Annotated in this window: 17 protein-coding genes; 8 read left to right on the top strand and 9 right to left on the bottom strand. The window is 64.3% G+C overall.

What is annotated here, in order from left to right; all coding sequences use genetic code 11:
- Nucleotides 1-29: 29 nt before the first annotated feature.
- From X756_RS155305 to X756_RS155320, 4 genes are all read right to left on the bottom strand, one after another.
- Entirely contained in the window at nt 30-866 is an 837-nt protein-coding gene (locus tag X756_RS155305; RefSeq protein ID WP_023712088.1) for an ATP-binding cassette domain-containing protein, read from the bottom strand.
- On the bottom strand, nt 863-2,053 hold the full coding sequence (locus tag X756_RS155310; protein ID WP_023829208.1) for an ABC transporter permease: 1,191 nt from the start codon (nt 2,051-2,053) through the stop codon (nt 863-865). The genes X756_RS155305 and X756_RS155310 overlap by 4 nt, the downstream gene beginning before the upstream one ends.
- Before the next feature lie 82 nt (nt 2,054-2,135).
- Nucleotides 2,136-3,104, bottom strand: a complete 969-nt coding sequence (locus X756_RS155315; protein ID WP_023729408.1) for a sugar ABC transporter substrate-binding protein — start codon at nt 3,102-3,104, stop codon at nt 2,136-2,138.
- Nucleotides 3,105-3,162: 58 nt separating this feature from the next.
- On the bottom strand, nt 3,163-4,083 hold the full coding sequence (locus tag X756_RS155320; protein ID WP_023729407.1) for a ChbG/HpnK family deacetylase: 921 nt from the start codon (nt 4,081-4,083) through the stop codon (nt 3,163-3,165).
- A gap of 337 nt (nt 4,084-4,420) precedes the next feature.
- Here X756_RS155320 and X756_RS155325 point away from each other — a divergent pair, with 337 nt between their 5' ends.
- Nucleotides 4,421-5,665: an aminotransferase class I/II-fold pyridoxal phosphate-dependent enzyme gene (locus tag X756_RS155325; protein ID WP_023729406.1), complete on the top strand. Its 1,245-nt coding sequence runs from the start codon at nt 4,421-4,423 to the stop codon at nt 5,663-5,665.
- Between the two features lie 19 nt (nt 5,666-5,684).
- Here X756_RS155325 and X756_RS155330 read toward each other — a convergent pair whose 3' ends face one another.
- From X756_RS155330 to X756_RS155345, 4 genes are all read right to left on the bottom strand, one after another.
- Nucleotides 5,685-7,139: a PLP-dependent aminotransferase family protein gene (locus X756_RS155330; RefSeq protein WP_023729405.1), complete on the bottom strand. Its 1,455-nt coding sequence runs from the start codon at nt 7,137-7,139 to the stop codon at nt 5,685-5,687.
- 14 nt (nt 7,140-7,153) lie between these two features.
- On the bottom strand, nt 7,154-7,360 hold the full coding sequence (locus tag X756_RS155335) for a LacI family DNA-binding transcriptional regulator (protein WP_023729404.1): 207 nt from the start codon (nt 7,358-7,360) through the stop codon (nt 7,154-7,156).
- A gap of 214 nt (nt 7,361-7,574) precedes the next feature.
- The gene (iolE, locus tag X756_RS155340) at nt 7,575-8,486 is read right to left on the bottom strand and encodes a myo-inosose-2 dehydratase (RefSeq protein WP_023729403.1); all 912 of its coding nucleotides are present in this window, start codon (nt 8,484-8,486) and stop codon (nt 7,575-7,577) included.
- Between the two features lie 216 nt (nt 8,487-8,702).
- Nucleotides 8,703-8,990, bottom strand: a complete 288-nt coding sequence (locus X756_RS155345; protein WP_023673065.1) for a DUF3175 domain-containing protein — start codon at nt 8,988-8,990, stop codon at nt 8,703-8,705.
- Nucleotides 8,991-9,222: 232 nt separating this feature from the next.
- Between X756_RS155345 and X756_RS155350 the strand changes: the two genes are divergently transcribed.
- The 7 genes from X756_RS155350 to X756_RS155380 all read left to right on the top strand — a co-directional run bounded on the left by X756_RS155350 (nt 9,223) and on the right by X756_RS155380 (nt 17,211).
- Nucleotides 9,223-10,395 carry an MFS transporter gene (locus X756_RS155350; protein ID WP_050589244.1) on the top strand — a complete coding sequence of 391 codons (1,173 nt, stop codon included), beginning with the start codon at nt 9,223-9,225 and terminating at the stop codon, nt 10,393-10,395.
- Between the two features lie 159 nt (nt 10,396-10,554).
- Nucleotides 10,555-11,583, top strand: a complete 1,029-nt coding sequence (locus X756_RS155355) for a LacI family DNA-binding transcriptional regulator (protein ID WP_023682222.1) — start codon at nt 10,555-10,557, stop codon at nt 11,581-11,583.
- A 326-nt stretch (nt 11,584-11,909) separates the two neighbouring features.
- On the top strand, nt 11,910-13,034 hold the full coding sequence (locus X756_RS155360) for a sugar ABC transporter substrate-binding protein (RefSeq protein WP_023705611.1): 1,125 nt from the start codon (nt 11,910-11,912) through the stop codon (nt 13,032-13,034).
- 94 nt (nt 13,035-13,128) lie between these two features.
- Nucleotides 13,129-14,694 carry a sugar ABC transporter ATP-binding protein gene (locus X756_RS155365; protein WP_023729400.1) on the top strand — a complete coding sequence of 522 codons (1,566 nt, stop codon included), beginning with the start codon at nt 13,129-13,131 and terminating at the stop codon, nt 14,692-14,694.
- Nucleotides 14,691-15,671, top strand: a complete 981-nt coding sequence (locus tag X756_RS155370) for an ABC transporter permease (RefSeq protein ID WP_023729399.1) — start codon at nt 14,691-14,693, stop codon at nt 15,669-15,671. Before X756_RS155365 ends, X756_RS155370 begins: the two co-directional genes overlap by 4 nt.
- Nucleotides 15,668-16,654 carry an ABC transporter permease gene (locus X756_RS155375; protein ID WP_023696194.1) on the top strand — a complete coding sequence of 329 codons (987 nt, stop codon included), beginning with the start codon at nt 15,668-15,670 and terminating at the stop codon, nt 16,652-16,654. The genes X756_RS155370 and X756_RS155375 overlap by 4 nt, the downstream gene beginning before the upstream one ends.
- 2 nt (nt 16,655-16,656) lie before the next feature.
- Entirely contained in the window at nt 16,657-17,211 is a 555-nt protein-coding gene (locus X756_RS155380) for a gluconokinase (protein WP_023729398.1), read from the top strand.
- Here the strand turns inward: X756_RS155380 and X756_RS155385 are convergent.
- Nucleotides 17,206-18,351 carry a hypothetical protein gene (locus X756_RS155385; RefSeq protein ID WP_023729397.1) on the bottom strand — a complete coding sequence of 382 codons (1,146 nt, stop codon included), beginning with the start codon at nt 18,349-18,351 and terminating at the stop codon, nt 17,206-17,208. The two genes, X756_RS155380 and X756_RS155385, sit on opposite strands and share 6 nt — an antisense overlap.
- Nucleotides 18,352-18,382: the final 31 nt, after the last annotated feature.

Here is an 18,382-nt window from a genome sequence, read left to right as displayed (position 1 = left end):
GCTAAAACTCTCTGCAAAGTGTTCCAGGCTCAGGGTGCGGCGGCCGGCCGATTGCCGATCTGCGCCAACAGCCCGGCAATCTCAGCTTCCACCGCCTTCAAATCCTCGCCGCCCGACATGATCGAAATCACCTCGTCGCGCGAGATCTCGGACTTGGCGTATGTGCCGCGATTGCGGCCGCGGTTGAGCAGCGTGAAAGTGTCACCGACAGGGTAGGCGTGGTGGATGTTGTGGCTGATGAAGATCACGGCCAGGCCGCGCATGCGCGCCTCGATGATGAATTTCAGCACCATCGCCGCCTGATGCACGCCGAGCGCCGAGGTCGGTTCGTCCAAAATCAGCACCTTGGCGCCGAAATGCACGGCGCGTGCGATCGCCACCGACTGGCGCTCGCCGCCCGACAGCGTGCCGACGGCCTGCGTCGGGTCGCGCACGTCGATGCCGATATCGGCCATCGCCTGGCGGGCAATTGTGTTGGCGCGCTCCTTGTCGAAGCGCGAGAAGGGCAGGCGGCTTCTGGTCGGCTCGCGGCCGAGGAAGAAGTTGCGCGTGATCGACATCAGCGAGATCATGCCGAGGTCCTGGAAGACCGTCGCGACGCCGAGGTCCTGCGCGTCGCGCGGGCTGCGGAACGTGACGGGCTTGCCGTCGACGAAAATCTCGCCCTTGGTCGGCCGGTGCACGCCCGACAGAACCTTGATCAGCGTCGACTTGCCGGCGCCGTTGTCGCCCAGCAAGCAGTGCACCTCGCCGGGATAGACCTTGATGTCGATATCCTGGAGCGCGCGTACCGAGCCGAAATTGACCGACACACCACGCAATTCCATGGCTGGCTGGATGGCCGGGGACGGGTTTGGGTAGGTCATTTGCCGCCTCCGCGTCCGAGCGCCTTGAGGCGGATATAGTTGTTGACCAGCACGGCCATCAAAATGACGATGCCGAGGAAGACCTTGAACCAGTCGGTGTCGATGCCGGTGTAGAAGATGCCCATCTGCACCAGGCCGAAGATCAGCGCGCCGAACAGCACGCCATAGACGGTGCCATAGCCGCCGGTGAGCAGCACGCCGCCGATGACCGCGGCGATGATCGCCTCGAATTCCTTGAGCAGGCCGCGCGTGGTGTCGGCGGAGCCGGCCTCCATCACCTGGATGGTGGCAAGCAAGGTCGCGGCACAGGCGGTGTAGATGAACAGCGCGATCTTAACCCGGTCGACCGGAACGCCGACATTGCGGGCGGCATTGAGGTCGCCGCCGGTGGCAAAAATCCAGTTGCCGTATTTGGTCTGGGTAAGGACATAGCCGGCAAGCGCGGTAAGCCCCAGCCACCAGACGATCGACATCGGAATGCCGACGACGAAGGGAATGCCGTCGGTGCGGGTGGCGATCCAGCCTTGCGTGCCCATCCATTGGAAGAAGCCGGTCAGGAGATGGCCGTTGAACAGGCCCGCGGTTGCCGGGTCCGGCGCGCCGTCGAGGATGTAGGGGATCTGCGTGCGGCCGGTGACGGCGCGGGTGATGCCGATCGACAGGCCGCGCAGGATGTAGAGCGATGCCAGCGTGACGATGAAGGAAGGCAGGCGGGTCTTCACCACGATCAGCCCGTTGACGTAGCCGGTGAGGATGGCGACAGCGAAGGCGCAGGCGATGCCGCCCCACAGCGGCAAGCCCCAGTATTTGACGGTCAGGCCGATGACGACGCCGGCGAAGCCGACCATCGAGCCGACGGAGAGATCGAACTCGCCGGCGATGATGAGAAGGGCTGCGGCCGTGGCGATGATGCCGAGTTCGGCTGCCAGCGTCAGGAAGGTCATCGACCCCTGTAGCGAATAGAGGTTCGACGCACCCGGCAGCAGGGCGAAGATGATGACGGTGGCGATGAGGCCGCCGGCGGCACCGGCTTCGGGCCGGCGCAGCCATTGCGTCAGCCGGCCGGTGCTGGCCAGCCGCTCGTCAGTGCCGGCAGCCCGTTTCGACGTCATGCCGAAACGGTCCTTGCCCAGTACCCCGGGGGCCGGCGCTTCTGGAGGTATCGCCTTGTCTTCCACAACAGCCATTAGGCTCCCCAATCGCTCACTTCGCAATCTCGACCAGAGACGGGGAGCGCATGGCGGCTCCCCGATCCGTTTTGGTCTTGCCTTAGCGGATGCCGTCCTTGGCGAGCGCCAGGATCGCCTTGGCCTTGTCGGGCGAGTCGATGAACAGCGGGCCGGTGTAGGCGTTGTTCTGCGGCCAGAAGCCATGTGTGGCATGCTCGACCAGATAGATCACCGGCAGGTATCCCATCAGATATTGCTGGGCGTCCATGCCGAAGCCCATTTCGCCGGCGACGACGGAATCCAGGACTTCGGGGCTGATGTCGAAGGTGTAGAGCTTGATCTTGCCGAACAGTTCCTTCTGCCGGAAGAACGGGATCAGCGGATTGGCGGCGGTGGCGCCGAGCGCAAACACCGCCTGGGTGTCGGGATGCGCCGACAGATAGGCCTCGGTGCGGCGCTGGATGTCGGCCGGATCGGGCGACACGGTAAGCACCTCGGTGCCGCCGCCTGACGGCTTCAGCCCGTCATTCAACCCCTGGCAGCGCTGGTCGAGGCTGACATTGCCGACCTCGTGGTTGATGCAGACGACCTTGAGCGTGCCTTCCTTGGCCAGCCGCTCGCCCGCCTTCTTGCCGGAATCATATTCGGAGACTGTGCCGACGTAGAGAGAGGTGCCGAGTTCGGCGCCTTCCTTCTCGCCGGAATCCAGGACGACCATCGGAATGTTGGCGGCAAGGCCGGCCTTGACCGATTTACCAAGCGCATTGGCGTCGGCAATGGAGACGGCGATGCCGTCGGGATTGGTGGCGATGGCCGCGTCGAGCAGGCGGGCCTGTTCGACCACGTCGAACACTTGCGGCGCATAATATTCGACCTTGGCGCCCGTGAGCGCCGCCGCATCGTCGACGCCGCGCTTGACCACCGACCAGTAGGGGTCGGAGGCCGAGCCATGCACCACGAAAGTGATGCGGACATCCTTGGGGTCCTTGAGGCCAGCGGCCTGCGCGACGCCCGCCAGCATACTCATCGAGACAAGCGCGCCGAGCGCCAGTTTCAGAACGGTCTTCATGTCATTCTCCCATTGTCGTTGCAGTTCCAATTCCCTCTTTGCGCCGAGGCGATAACGCCTACGGCGCTGACCGGGTGGCCGCTTTGCGGGCCTTTGCCGGTGTCGATGTTCCAAGCTTGGCGCGCAGTTCCTCGCGCAACGGCTTCATGCCGATGATGTCGATGTCCTGGGCGCCGAGCCAATCGCGAAAACCCTGGTCGCGGAAGAGTTCATACTCCTCGGTGCGGATATAGGCGGAGCGTGGCTCGATCAGTTCCAACTCGCCCGGCGCGTTGAAATGCAGGCAGAAGAAGGTCAGCCCTTCGCGCACGCCTTCGACCAACGCCTTGTAGGCCGGTTCTATCGGCTTCGAACGCGGGCGGCCCCAGGTTGTCTGGATGGCGGCGTCGAAGATGACAAAGCCCTTGGCGCGGGCTTCGGTGACGCCTCGCTGGAAGGCTTCTTCGGTGACGCCGACCAGATTGTCGTTGGGCGAATAGGCCGAGAGTGTCTTGGTCAGCAGCACCGGCAGCCGGTATTCCAGGCCGAGCCTGATGTAGACGTCGCAGAATTCCGGCGACAGGGCCGCGCCCATATGGGCGTCGAGATGGGTGACGTCGATGCCGGCGCGGTAGGCGGTGTCGATCTGGGCGCGCAACTCGGTCTCGACCGCTTGCGGTGCTGCCTTGCGGCGGGTGGTCGCGACATCGGGCCAGAAATAGCCGAACTCGTCGGTCAGGCCGGCCGCGCGCGACGGTGTCGTCAGCGGCCGCCATTTGTAGTGCTGCTTTTCGCTGTTGAGCGTCAGGTGGACGCCGAGATCGAGGGCAGGGTCTGCGGCCGCCGCTTCCGCCATCTCGGGGAACCACGGGCACGGCACCATCACCGCGCCGGAGCTGCAGGCGCCCAGCCCGGTCAGTTCGAGAAAGGCGCTGTTGGCGCCATGGCACATGCCGACATCGTCTTCATGCAGGACAAGCTGTCGCCTTTGCGCATTCATGGGGGCATTCATGAACGGCCACCGTCTTGCCGGCACGCCGGTAGCGAGGGTCTTCCAAAGTGTGTCCCGTGCTGCATGGAACCGACCGTTTGCCCAACTGGACGCGATGGAACGCCCAAAGCCGGTCTTCCGACAGGGCCACTTCAGCGAATTCGGATGGGTACGATTTCCTGCCGACCGGGAGATTTGACGCCGATTGCCGGCACGGTGTCCGGAATCAGTGTCGAAGCGGTATTTGCAGCCGGGATGGCTTGGTCCGATCGCGGCGGAGTGGTTCTTTCAAACAGCGCCGGCGAGCGTAGAGCTTTCACACCATCAAGCGATGTGGAGAGCTGCCATGTACACTGCCGGCGAAGAAGAGATCGAAGCCATTGCCAGGGTCATCCGCTCCGGCGCGCTGTTCCGCTATGGCGAGAACAGCGAATGCAACCGCTTCGAGGCCCGCTATGCCAGGCATCTCGGCGTCGGGCATTTCGCGCTCGCCGCCAGCGGCACCTACGGGCTTGCCGCCGGCCTGATCGGGCTCGGCATCGGGCCCGGCGACGAGGTGCTGGTGCCGGCGCACACCTATATGGCGACGGCCACCGCCGTGCTGTCGGTCGGCGCCATTCCGGTCATTGTCGATATCGACGAGAGCCTGACCATCGATCCGGCAGCGCTGCGCGATGCCATCGGCCCGCGCACCAAGGCGGTCATCCCCGTGCATATGTGGGGTGCGGCCTGCAACATGAACGCGATCATGGACATCGCGAACAAGCGCGGCCTGCTGGTTCTGGAAGATGTCTGCCAGGGCATTGGCGGCGGCTATGAGGGCAAGAAGCTCGGCTCGATCGGCCATGCCGGCGCCTACTCCTTCAACTACTTCAAGAACATGACCTCGGGCGAAGGCGGCGGCATCGCCACCAGCGATCCGAAGGTGGCCGAGCGGGCGCGCTGCGCCATCGACCCATGCCACTTCTACTGGCAGGGGCGCAACGACAGCATCAAGCCGTTCGCCGGCATCGGCGCGCGTGCTTCGGAACTGATGGGCGCCATGCTCAATGTCCAGCTCGACCGTCTCGACGGCATCATCGAGGCGATGCGGGCGGAGAAGAAGAAGGTGCTGGCCGGCACGCGCCACCTCGGCAATCTCGGCCTGACGCCGTCGCCGATGAACAGCCCGGACGACGATTGCGCCGCGCAGGTGATGTATCTGCTGCCCAGCGAACAGGCGGCGCAAACCTTCTCCAAGACCATTCCGAGCGTGATTGCCGGCAAGACCGGCCGCCACAATTTTACCCAGTGGGATCAGGTGCTGATGCATGAGGGCGCGCACCATGCGGCGCTCAACCCCTACACGCTGCCTCAGAACAAAGGGCTGCGGCTCAGCTATGCCGACGATCTCGGCAAGGGGTCGCTGGATATCCTCAACCGCACGGTGATGGTGGCGATGAACCCGGCGCATGGCGATGCCGAGATCGACGACATGATCCACAACATCGACGCGGCGGCCCGCGTGGCGCTGGAACATGCTTCGCTGGACGATGTCGAGGTGCGCAAGGCCGCCCCCGTCGATTTGCAGAAGTTCGACAGCGTGAATTGAAGCACGCCGCTAGGTCCGGCTACTGCCGGTCCAGTCGCATGAAGGCAGCACGCAGTGCCAGCACGGCGCGCAGGATCTGGCGTTCGTCCATGGCGGCATAGCCCAGCAGCAAGCCGTGTTCCGGCTCGCCGGAGTGGTAGTTGATCGAGATGCCCTGCACGTCGAGCCCTTCCTTGACGGCGGCGGCGACGACGTCGCTGTCCTTGTAGGGTCTTGTGAAACTGGCCAGCAGCTGCATGCCGGAATCGTTCTCGGTCACGGCCAGCCATTCGGCCAGATGCTCCTGGCACAGCTTGACGAAATTGGCCTGCCGGCGCGCATAGAGCCGGCGCATGCGCTTCAGATGCGTGGCGAAGTAGCCTTGCGTGATGAAGTCGTTGACCGTGGCCTGCAGGATCAGCGGCGCGAACTGGCCGGTGATGGAGACGGCGCGGTCGAAAGGCACCGACAGTTCGCGCGGCACAATGAGATAACCGATGCGCAACGCCGGGATCAGCGTCTTGCCGAAGGAGCCGATATAGACGACGCGGTCGGCATGATCCAGACCGCGTAGCGCCGGCACCGGCCGGCCGCGAAAACGGTATTCGCCGTCATAATCGTCCTCGACGATCCAGGCGCCGTGGCGCTCAGCGATGTCGAGCAGCTGCAGCCGTTCCTCGATGCGCATGATGGTGCCGAACGGCCACTGGCAGGACGGCGTCACATAGATCAGCCGGGGCGGCGGCAGGTCGGGGTCGGACAGATGCCAGCCCTGCCGGTCGACCTTCAACGGCGCAAGCTGGGCGCCGCTGGCGAGGAAGGCGCTCTTGGCGCCGAGATAGCCCGGCTCCTCCATCCAGACGTGGTCTCCTTCATCCATCAGCACGCGCGAGGCGAGGTCGAGTGCCGCCTGCGCGCCGGTGACGATGATGACCTGGTCGGCTGTGCAGTTGATGCCGCGCGACAGGCTGATGGTCGAGGCGATGGCCTGGCGCAGGCCGGGATGGCCGGCAAAGGAGAGATAGCCGAGCAGGTTCTCGTCACGGCTGCGCGCATTGCGCACCAGAAGGCTCGACCAGATGGTGAAGGGGAAGGACGCCGTTTCCGGCACGCCGGGATGGAAGTTGATGACGCCGGCATTGCGCGGCGGCTGCGGACCGTTGACGATGGTCTGGCCGCGCCGCGAGAGCTTTTGCGGAGCGGCGAGGCCGGCGCGCAGCGAGGCCGGCGGGCGCTTCTGCTGGATCGGCGCAACCCAGGTGCCGGAGCCGGCGCGCGCCTCGATGAAACCTTCGGCAAGCAGCTGATCGTAAGCGGCGATCACCGTGTTGCGGCCGACCTTGAGGTCCTCGGCCAGCGAGCGGGTCGAGGGCAACAGCGTGTTCTGCTGGATCTGGCCGTCGAGGATGAAACGCCGCAAGGCGCCGTAGATCTGCCGGTGCATCGGTTCGTCCGAGGCGCGGTCGACCGACATGATGTCGAGGGAAAGGCGCATGTGGTCGCCCAAACCTAGTCTCCCACGAACCGGGCCGCGCGGGCGATCTTTTCATCGTTAAGCAGGCAGACAGTCTCCAGCACCAGCCGTCTGGTTGCGGGACGGACCTCACGGCTGTTCTTCAGCGCGCGGTGAACGGTTGCCGCGCCGAGTTCCGCCTTCTCGGCGATCTCACGGATGGTGCAAAGCCGTTCCATGCCGAGTGCCGCCTCGAATGCCATGTCGCTCCTCCATCCGCATCAAGGCATGCCTCGTCGCCAGCCTCAAGCTGGAAACGCCGGGCCGGCAACTCCGGGGTCGAAAATTCGATGCCAAGAACTGTGCGATCCGCGCCGCCAAGGGAGGGCGGCGGCGCGGATCGCCGGGCGCTTTCGCGTCGCTACCCCTACCGAGGCGCGCGCCCAACCGGCCCAACCACCAGCCCCCCGGCGGTGGTCAGGCCATGTCTCGTGTAGCCACCTCGAACCCGGCCTTGCGGGCCGTGGCGAGAAGCGAGGCGTAGCCCTTCGTGGCATAGGTCAAGGGATGTGCCTTGGCCGGGTCCTGTTCGGCCTCGACGACGATCCAGCCTTCGAAGCCGCGCTTGGCCAGCGGCTTCAATAGCGACAGGAAATCGACGGAACCGTCGCCGGGCACAGTGAAAATCCCTTCCATCACTGCCGCCATGAAACTCATGTCCTCGCGCCGTGCCTTCTCCAGCACGGCCGCGCGGACGTCCTTGCAATGGAAATGCACGATGCGGTCGAGATGCCGGTTCAGGAGGGAGGCCGGGTCGCCGCCTGAGAACAGACAATGGCCGGTATCGAACAGCAGGCCGACGCTCTTGCCGGTTGCGGCCATCAGCCTGTCGACCTCGTCATCGCTCTCGACGATGGTGCCCATATGGTGATGGAAAGCCATGCCGACGCCGAAGGCAGCCATGCGGTCGGCGAGTTCGGTCAGCTTCTCGCCATAGGCAGTCCATTCGCCGTCAGCGAGGCGCGGACGCTGTGAGATCGGCGCGAAAATGCCGTCATGACGGCCGCGCGAGGTGTCGGCATAGACGACGACCTTGGCGCCGAGGTCGCGCAGCAGGGTCAGATGCGAGGTGATGGCGGCGAATTCCTCGTCGACCGTGCGGTCCAGAATGCGGCCGTCATACCAGCCGGAGACGAGCTCCAGTCCGTAAGAAGACAGGATCGGTCCAAGCTCGTCGCTTCGCCTGGGGAATTTGCCGCCGAGTTCGGTGCCGCGATAGCCGGCCTGCCTGGTTTCCGACAGACATGTCGCGAGCGGCGTATCCCCGCCGAGTGCGGGAACATCGTCATTGCTCCAGGTGATTGGATTGATGCCGATCTTGACCGTCATGCCGCTACTTCAAAGGCTCGGGGAACCACAAAGCCGAGGCCGGCAAACTGAGGGGAAAGAGGACCTGTCACTAGGTCCAGTTGAGGTAAATTTGGCAGAACCAATCGGGAGCGCTAAAAGCGCTTCCCGTTTGAACGGACTAAGTCGACGCGCTTTATGTCTTCGTTTTATGCATGTCGTTGTCTCAAAACCGGCGCCACTTTTGAGCGACATGCATTAATCCTGCTGCGGCCTTCCGAAGGCCGCGCGCAGTTCGTCCTTGGCGTCCTCGAGCACTTTCCGGCGCGCCTGCGGCAGGTTCTTGCCGGCGCGGTTGATGTAGAAATTCAGCATCGACATGGCCGACTGAAACGGCTCGGCCTTGCGGCGGTCGCTGTGCTCGGCCGAGCGCTTGAGCGAGGCCGCGATCTTCCTGGCGTCGTCGGCTTCGAAGATGTGGTCCTCGAGGTCCATCGCATCGCTGTGCTCGGTCACCTCGGCCGACCATTTCTTTTTCGCGGTCATGACAAAACTCCTTCCTGTCGCAAAAACTCGGGCAGGCCGCCGCCGGTTCCCGAGAAAGTCGCCGGGCCGCTGGAGCCACGGATCATGGCCCTGTGGCGCTGCCCGTCGCGGTGAATGCGCCGATAGTGGCGACACAACGGTCGACTTCCCAGGACCGTAGACAGGAAACGCCTTGACCCCGATCGTCGCCAATCAGGCGGATAGCCCCGGCATCGACAGCAGCTACGCCTGGATGCGGCTTGCCATCTCCATGCTGCTGGCGACGATCGGTGCGGTCGGCATGTGGGCCGTCGTCGTCGTGCTGCCGGCCGTGCAGGCCGAGTTCGGCGTTGACCGCGCCGCGGCATCGATGCCCTACACCGCAACCATGGTCGGCTTCGCCGCCGGCAATGTGCTGGTTGGCCGCGCGGTCGATCGCATGGGGTATTGGATCCCGGCACTGCTATCCTCGGTGGCTCTCGCCGCCGGCCTGCTGCTCGCCGCGTTGTCGACCTCTATCCTGCAATTCACCCTTGCCCAGGGCGTGCTGATTGGTGTCGGCACATCGGTGATCTTCGGGCCGCTGATCGCCGACATCTCGCACTGGTTCAACCGTCGGCGCGGCGTCGCCGTCACGGCGGCGGCGGCTGGCAACTATCTCGCCGGAGCGCTCTGGCCAACCATCATGCCGACGCTGATCAAGGCGGAGGGCTGGCGCTTCACCTATGCCGGCATCGGTGTCTTCTGCCTGGTCACCATGGTGCCCCTGGTGCTGTTGTTGCGGCGCGCTGCTCCGGCGGCGGCTGCCGCCGGTTCACCCGGAAGCCGGACAGTGCAGTCGATTTCGCTGTCTCCGGCGGCGTTACAGGTGCTGCTGATCGTTGCCGGTCTCGGCTGCTGCGTGGCGATGTCGATGCCGCAGGTGCACATCGTCGCCTATTGCATGGATCTTGGCTACGGCATTGCGCATGGCGCCGACATGCTGTCGATCATGATGGCGGCGGGCGTCGTCAGCCGGCTCGCCTCCGGCTTTGTCGCCGACCGCATCGGCGGCGTGAAAACCCTGCTTTTCGGTTCCGTGCTGCAATGCCTGTCGCTTTTGTTTTACATCCCGTTCGACGGGCTTGCCTCGCTCTATGTCGTGTCGCTGGTGTTCGGCCTGTCGCAAGGCGGCATCGTGCCTTGCTATGCCATCATCGTGCGCGAATACCTGCCCGCCAGGGAGGCCGGCCAGCGTATCGGCATCGTCATGATGGCGACCATCTTCGGCATGGCGATCGGTGGCTGGATGTCGGGCTGGATCTACGACCTGACCGGCTCTTACGCCGCCGCGTTCCTCAACGGGATCGCGTGGAACTTGCTGAACATAGTGGCGATCGGGCTGCTGCTGTGGAAAGCAAAACGCAGTGCTGCCCTGATGGCTTAATTAGGCAGGATTGCCCTGTTGCTTGACAAGGGCGATTGGCTGCGCGACGCCAGCAGGCGAGTGGGTGCGGCAGCAGCCGGTTGGCATGGTGGCAGTGGAAAAGCTGAACATGGTTTCGCAAGGGCGCAGCGGCCGGGGCCCGGCATGTGGAGGATGTCCATGACCAAGCCGCGCTCGCGTCGTGGGGGCGGCCGCCCGACCCTATCAGATGTGGCGCGCAAGGCCGGCGTCGGCGCCATCACCGTGTCGCGGGCGCTGCGCGAACCGGAACGCGTCAGCCAGGATCTGCGGCGCCAGATCCAGGCCGCCGTCGACGAACTCGGTTATGTCCCGGATCCCAATGCACGGGCGCTGGCCTCGGCGCGCGCCGATGTGTTCGGCGTGCTGGTGCCGTCGCTGACCAACAACGTCTTCGCCGAAGTGGTGCGCGGCATCTATGACAGCCTGTCGGACGGCCCGTTCCGCGTCCAGCTCGGCAACACCCATTATTCCGGCCTCGAGGAGGAGCGCCTGCTGCAGGTGTTCGCACCGCAGCGCCCGGCGGCGCTGATCGTGGCCGGCATCGACCAGACGCCGACCTCGCGAAAGCTGCTGGAGAGCGCGGGCTGCCCGGTGGTGCAGGTGATGGAGACCGGGCCCGATCCGGTCGACATGCTGGTCGGCTTCTCGCATTTCGACGGCGGCCGCACCGCGACCGAGCATCTGATCGAGGCGGGCTACCGGCGGATCGGCTTCATCGGCGCACGCATGGACCCGCGCTCGCAGCGGCGGCTTGCCGGCTATCGCGCGGCAATGGAGAAGGCCGGCCTGTTCGACCCGCGGCTGGTCACCACCACGCCGCTACTGTCCAGCGTGACGCTCGGCCGCGAGCTGCTTCGCGATGCGCTGGCCAAGATGCCGGCGCTCGACGGCGTCTTCTGCAACAATGACGACATCGCGCTCGGCGTTTTGTTCGAATGCCATAGCGCCGCGCTCAACGTGCCGAAAACAATCGGCATTGTCGGCTTCAACGACCTCGAAATGATGCAGGCGGCGTTCCCGCCGCTCACCAGTATCCGCACCCCTCGCTATGAAATCGGCCGTCGGTCTGTCGCCATGGCGCTGGCGGCGATCGCAGGACGAAGGCCTGAGCAGCGGGTCGTCGATCTTGGTTTCGAACTCAAGCCCCGCGAGAGCACCGCACGTTGAACACGCTTTGGCCGGCCTCAGCAAATGGTGCTTTACACAACGTCATGGTAGCGCTACCATTTTCGTCGGGCAGACGTTTTGATGAAAGGCCGCCCCTGTTTATTATACATAAGCAACAGCTCATGCTTGTTTATTATGTATAATATGCTAGTTTCGTTTCTCGCCTGTGAAGCGGCGAGGGGGAGGGGATCGGGCCGGCTTCGGGCCCTTGAGACGTGGCGCCGGCCAGGCTGGAGGGCCTTCGGCAGGCGTGGAAAACACACCACGACAAACAGCATCAAATTAACAAGCAGCAGCAAATAAAACTACAACTGGGAGGAATATCGATGATCAAGTCACTTGTTGGTGGCATCGTTGCCGCCACTGCATTCGTCATGCTGAGTTCGTCGGCCATGGCCGACCCGGAAGTTGTCAAGGGCCCGTCGGCTGAGCCGGATTGCTTTGCGCCCTGGGCGGCCGATACGCAGTTCTTCAAGTTCCCCAAGAAAGACGGCCCATACCGCATCGCGCTCGCCAATGGCTATATCGCCAACACCTGGCGCATCCAGATGGTGCAGACCGCCAAGGCCTATGCGGCCCAGCCGGAGGTCGCTGCGAAACTGAAGGAATTCAAGGTCGTCTCGACCGGCGAGGACGTGCCGGCTCAGATTTCGGCGATCAACAACTTCATCGATTCCGGCTATGACGCGATCGTCGTCAACGCCCAGAACCCGACCGCTTTCGGGCCGGTCATCAAGCGCGCCAAGGAAGCTGGCGTCATCCTCGTCGCCTTCGACAATATTCTCGATACCAAGGACGCCATCAACGTCAATGTCGACCAGAAGGGCCTTGGCGAATTGTGGGGCAAATGGCTGGTCGGCCATGTGCCGAATGGCGGCAAGGTGCTCGAAGTGCGCGGCGTTGCCGGGACTTCCGTCGACACCGACCGTCACAACGGAATCCATGAAGCGCTCGATGCCTCCGGCAAGAAATGGGAGGTCACCGAGGTGGTCGGCAAATGGGACGACGGCGTGGCACAGAAGGCTACGGCCGACGCCATTGCCACCAACGGTCCGTTCGACGGAATCACCGGGCAAGGCGGCGACACCGGCATCGTGCAGGCGATGATCGATGCCAAGCATGCTTTCGTGCCGTTCGGCGGGGAGACCGAGAACGGTTTCCGCAAGTTCTGCGCGGCACATGCCGGCGACGGGCTGAAATGCTCATCGGCCGGCACCGGTCCGGCGCAGGTCGCGGTCGCCATCAAGACGGCCATTGCCGCGCTCGAAGGCAACGTCGTTCCGCAAGCAGTGAAACTGCCACTGGCGATCGTCGAGGATCCGAACTTCAAGGCCGGTCAGGATTTCTTCCCCGACCAGTCCGACAATTTCTTCGTCGGCAATTCCTTCCCGACCTGCGGCATCAATTTCACCGCGCAGGAAATTATGGGCCAGACCAAAGCTGACCAATAGGGGCTGACCAATAGGCGGCATATCCGGCGCCGCGGAATCTCCGCGGCGCCGGCCACTCGATATCCCTTGAAGTCAAACTGCCTCGGGAGGGCCGATGGACGGTGCGGTTCCGCTCTTCCGGATGGAAGGCATATCCAAGCGCTATGGTGGTGTGCGGGCGCTGGAAAAGGCCGAGCTTTCGGTCTCGGCCGGTAGCATCCACGCCATTCTCGGCGAAAACGGCGCCGGCAAATCGACGCTGATCAAGGTCATGGCGGGCGTCGTCGCGCCCGACGAAGGCCGCATGATGCTGAACGGCAGCGAGGTGACGTTCGCTTCGCCTGCTGCTGCAAACAAGTCCGGCATCGTCTGCATCTTCCAGGAGCTGTCGCTGGTTCCCGAACTCAGCGTTGCCGACAACATCGTCATCTCCGATCCGCCGAAGCGTTTCGGCATGATCGACCGCAAGGCGCAGCGCCGCATTGCCGAGGATGCGCTGGCACGCGCAGGTGCGGCCGACATCCATCCATTGGCGCTGGTCAAGGATCTTCCGCTTTCAAGAAGACAGATGGTCGAGATCGCCAAGGCATTGGCCAGGAAGCCGCGCATCCTGATCCTCGACGAGGCGACCTCGGCGCTGACCGCGACGGACGTCGCCAGGATATTCAGCGTGCTCAAGCGATTGCGCTCGGAAGGGCTGGCGCTGCTTTACATTTCGCACCGCATGAACGAGATCGCCGAGCTTGCCGACCACTGCACGGTGTTTCGCAACGGCCGCAATGTCGCCAGCTACAAGGCAGGCACAAAGAGCGACAACGAAGTCGTCGAACTGATGATCGGGCGCGAATACAGCCATATTTTCCCGCCGAAACCCGCGCGCGCTGCCGCCGCCGCCGTTCCTGTGCTGGAGGCGCGCAAGCTGTCCTGGACGGACCGGCTGGACAATGTCTCGCTGACCGTCGGGGCAGGCGAGGTCGTCGGCCTTGGCGGGCTGGACGGCCAGGGCCAGCGCGAATTGCTGCTTGCCTTTTTCGGTGTGCTGCGCGGCCTCGGCGGCCAGATCCTTATCGACGGCAAGCCGGTTTCGATCGCCAGCCCGCAAGCGGCGCGCGACGACCGCATCGGCATGGCGCTGATCCCGGAGGACCGCAAGACCGAAGGCCTGATGCTGCCGATGACGGTGCGCGAGAACCTCTCCTTTGCCGCCCTAGACCGGCTGTCCAAGGCCGGCATCATCGACCGCGCCGCCGAACAGCGGCTGATCGACGACATGGTCGGGCTGCTGGCGATCAAGACGGCCGGCCTCGACATTCCGGTCGGTGCGCTGTCGGGGGGCAACCAGCAGAAGGTGGTCATCGCCAAATGGCTGATGCGCCAGCCGCGCATCATCCTGCTCAACGATCCGACGCGCGGCATCGATGTCGGCACCAAGCAGGAACTCTATCAACTGATGCGCAAGCTGGCGGATGCGGGGGCGGCGATCCTGTTCTATTCGACCGACTATGACGAACTGATCGGCTGCTGCGACCGCGTGCTGGTGCTCTATGACGGCGCGGTCAAGCGCGAGCTGGTCGGAGCCGAGATCACCGAGCGGGCGCTGATTGCAAGCGCGCTCAACATCCACGGCGATGACGCCGGCGCAAGAGACGATGCCGGCGCAAGACAGGGAGCGGACGCGTGAAAGAGTGGCGCTACTGGCTGGCCGAGCAGCGCGGAACACTGATGGCACTCGGCATATTCATTGTCATGTTCGTCATCTACACCTCGAACCATCCGGCGGGCTTCACCGCCAATGTCGTGCAGACGGCGTCGAACAAGGGCGTGCTGCTCGCCTTCGTCGCCATGGCGCAGACACTGGTCGTGATCACCGCCGGCATCGACCTCTCCGTCGGTATGATCTTCACGCTGACCAATTGCCTCGCCTCCTGGGTGGTCATCGGCACCGGCCTTGAGACCGCTTTCGGCGTCATCGCCGTGCTCGGCACCGGGCTCCTGTGCGGAGCGATCAACGGCGCCATCGTCATCTACGGCCGCCTGCAGCCGATAGTCGCCACGATCGCCACGGGTGCGGTCTATTTCGGCATCGCGCTGCTGCTCAGGCCGTTTCCCGGCGGTTCGGTCAACGAAGGTCTCGCCGACGCGCTGACCGGACGCCTGTTGGGCGTGGTGCCGGCGAGCCTGGTCGTGCTGCTCGCCGTCGTGCTCGTGGTCTGGGTACCGTTCAGCCGCTCGGTGCTCGGGCGCGCGGCCTATGCGGCCGGATCCTCGGAGACGGCGGCCTACATGTCCGGTGTGCCGATAAGGCGCGGCAAGTTCGCTGCCTACGCGCTCGCAGGCCTGTTGGCCGCGATCGGCGGACTGTTCCTGACCTTCTTCACCTATACGGGCGATGCAGCCTATGCCAGCGGCAACGCCTATACGCTGTTTTCGATCGCCGCGGTGGTGCTGGGCGGCGTCTCGCTGTTCGGCGGGAAAGGCAGCGCCATCGGCGCCATCTTCGGCGCGCTGGCCTTCCGCACCATCGGTGACCTGTTGTTCGTGTTCGATTTCGACCCGCTATGGCAGCCGCTGTTCCAGGGCGTGATCCTGCTGGTCGCAGTCAGCCTTGGCGCGTTTGCGCTGTTTCGGGTCCGCAACCGGCTGGAGTGGTTCCTGTGAGCGAAACGACATTGGGCGGTATCGCCGGCCGCGTGCCGAAATTCATCCGCCGCGCCGATCCGGCGGTGCTGACGGCCTTCGCCTGCATCGTGCTGTTGCTGTTCCTAGGCAGCCTCTATTCCAGGAGCTTTCTGTCGCCTGAATATCTCTTGCAGCAGCTCAAGGTGGCCTCGTTCCTCGGCGTCATCGCCACAGGCATGATGCTGGTCATCCTGCTAGGCCAAATCGACCTGTCGGTGCCGTGGGCGGTGGCGGCGGGCGCGATGATGGCGTGTGCGGCTGCCGCCTATGGCCCGATCGGTGTGGCGCTGGCCATCCCGTTCGGCATCTTTTGCGGGGTGCTGATCGGCATCGTCAACGGCTTTGGCGTCGCCTATCTGCGCATACCCTCGATGATCATCACGCTCGCCACCAACGCTGTCGCGCAAGGGCTCATGGTCGTTTATACCGGCGGCTACTCGCCACAGGATTCGGCCACCGGCGCCATGCGCTATCTTGCGACAGGTTTTACCATTCCTGGCGTGCCTAACGCCGTCATCATCTGGGCGCTGATTGGCGCTGCGATGGTGTTCGTGCTGTCCCGCACCAGCTTCGGCCGCACCGTCTACGGCATCGGCAACCGCGAGCGTGCCGCCTATCTCTCCGGCATCGATACAAGGCGCGTGGTGATGATCGCCTTCGCTATCTCAGGCGGGCTGTCCGCCTTTGGCGGGGTGCTTCTCGCCGGCTATGCCTCCAAGGCGGCGCAATCGATGGGCGATGCCTATCTCCTGCCGTCGATCGCCGCCGTGGTTCTGGGCGGCACCTCCATCCTGGGTGGCCGCGGCTCCTATCTCGGCACCGTCGCCGGTGTCATTCTGATCACCCTCCTGCAGTCCATACTCTCGGTCATGCAGATGCCGGAGGCGGGGCGGCAGATCGTCTATGGCCTGGTCATCGTTGCCATGCTCCTGCTCTACGGCCGCGCGCCGGCAAGCCGCTGACCGTGGACGAAAAGACGGCACAGGCGCCAATGGGCGCTACCGGCTCAGTGCCTCGGGCCATTGTGGTGATGGGCGTCGCCGGCTGCGGAAAGTCGGCTGTCGGCAAAGCATTGGCAGCAGAGGAAGGGGCCGTCTTTGTCGAAGGCGACAGGCTGCACCCGCCCGAAAACGTCGCCCGAATGGCGAGCGGTGAGCCGCTCACAGATCAACTGCGTGAGGGCTGGCTCGATGCCATTGGCGAGCGGATCGCGGACCTGACCGGCAGCGGCCAAAGCGTGGTTGCCGCCTGCTCGGCGCTGAAACGCAGCTACCGCGGTCGTCTGCGCGGCTTCCGCCGGGACATCGTTTTCATCTATCTGAAGATCGATCCCGCAACCGCCAAGCAGCGTGTCGCCAACCGCAAGGGCCATTTCATGCCGGCAAGCCTGGTCGAAAGCCAGTTCGCCATCCTTGAGCAGCCTGGCGCCGACGAGCGGGCGCTGACGGCCGACGCCACACTTCCAGTGGCTGAGATCGTCACCGCCGTTGCCAGCCTGCTGGCCGGCGCAAAATCATGAACCACCCTCGTCGGGCAAGGCGGTTTCCGGCCGTTCGGTGAACCGGTCGGCGCCGGACCAGACCATCATTTGCTCGGGATAGAGTTTCAGCGCCTCCAGCAAGCGGTCGCGCTTGAGCAATATATACTCGGCCTGCAGCGCCATGTTCTTGGCGCCGGCTCTGGCCGCGCGCTCGCCGGCCTCTGCCGGGGCCGGCACCAGTTCGGGACTTAGGACGGCGCGGTATTGGCGGAACGGATCGGTCTCGAAGGTCGACATGGAAAACAGCGCCGCCTTGCCTCTGGCAGCGAAATTCGTCGGCGCCGAAGCCAGGTGGGTCCAGCCGCTCTCGCCAAGGCCGACTTCGGTGAATGTCGAGCCGGCATGCACCGTGTTGGTCACCAACACCACGCCGTTGCTGCCAAGGATCTTCTGGATCCGGCCGGTGACCTGGTAGGCGTCGTTGCGGTCGAACACGATCCGGCTTTTCAGGAAACGGTTCTCGACCCGAACCATCGGCGGGTTCAGGAAGCGCAAGCCGAAGGTCGAATCGGATATGCCGTGAGCCCTGACGCTGAGCTGGTGTGTCTCGATGCCGGCTTCATGGAGAGCGCGTTTGCCGATGATGGTCTGGGTCGTGAACTGGTCGCACCAGATGATAGCGCCGTGGCCGCGCTTCAGCGCCGCTTGCAGGCCTTCCAGGCCCTCCAGCCGGATATCAGGTGACCAGCGGCGGCCGATGAGATGCGCGGCAAGCAGCAAACGCCGGCGGTGGTTGGCGCAGAGCAAGGCCCTGAACTGCCTTTGCGCATCGATGCCATTGCCGAGCACGGCGCGCGTCGCGGCGGCGTAGCGCACGAAATCCTTGCGGATATGGCGCTTGAGGCGCAGCCCCGATATGCGACTGCAGATCGCGGCCCACCAATTGACCGGCAGCAATGCCGCGACCCCGAGATAGAAGGCGGCCAGCAGCAGCTCGCGGAAATCCCTGTTGTTGAAGGTGCGCAACTTGCCGGCGCGGACCTGCTTGCGGCTGAAGAAGCGGACATGCTCGGCGCGTTCGGGCACCAGGATGTCGGCGATGATTTCCGTATGATAAATGACGGCGGAAGACGGTGTCCGGTCGGCTTTCCGGGATTTTCCCAACCACGGCAGCCTCATCCGATCGGTGTCCACCTGTTCTTGCGTGCGT

It is taken from the genome of Mesorhizobium sp. LNJC405B00 (genome assembly GCF_000502615.1).
Taxonomy (GTDB): Bacteria; Pseudomonadota; Alphaproteobacteria; order Rhizobiales; family Rhizobiaceae; genus Mesorhizobium.
Note: the sequence above shows the minus strand (reverse complement) of the source record. Positions and strands in the feature narration are given on the sequence as shown.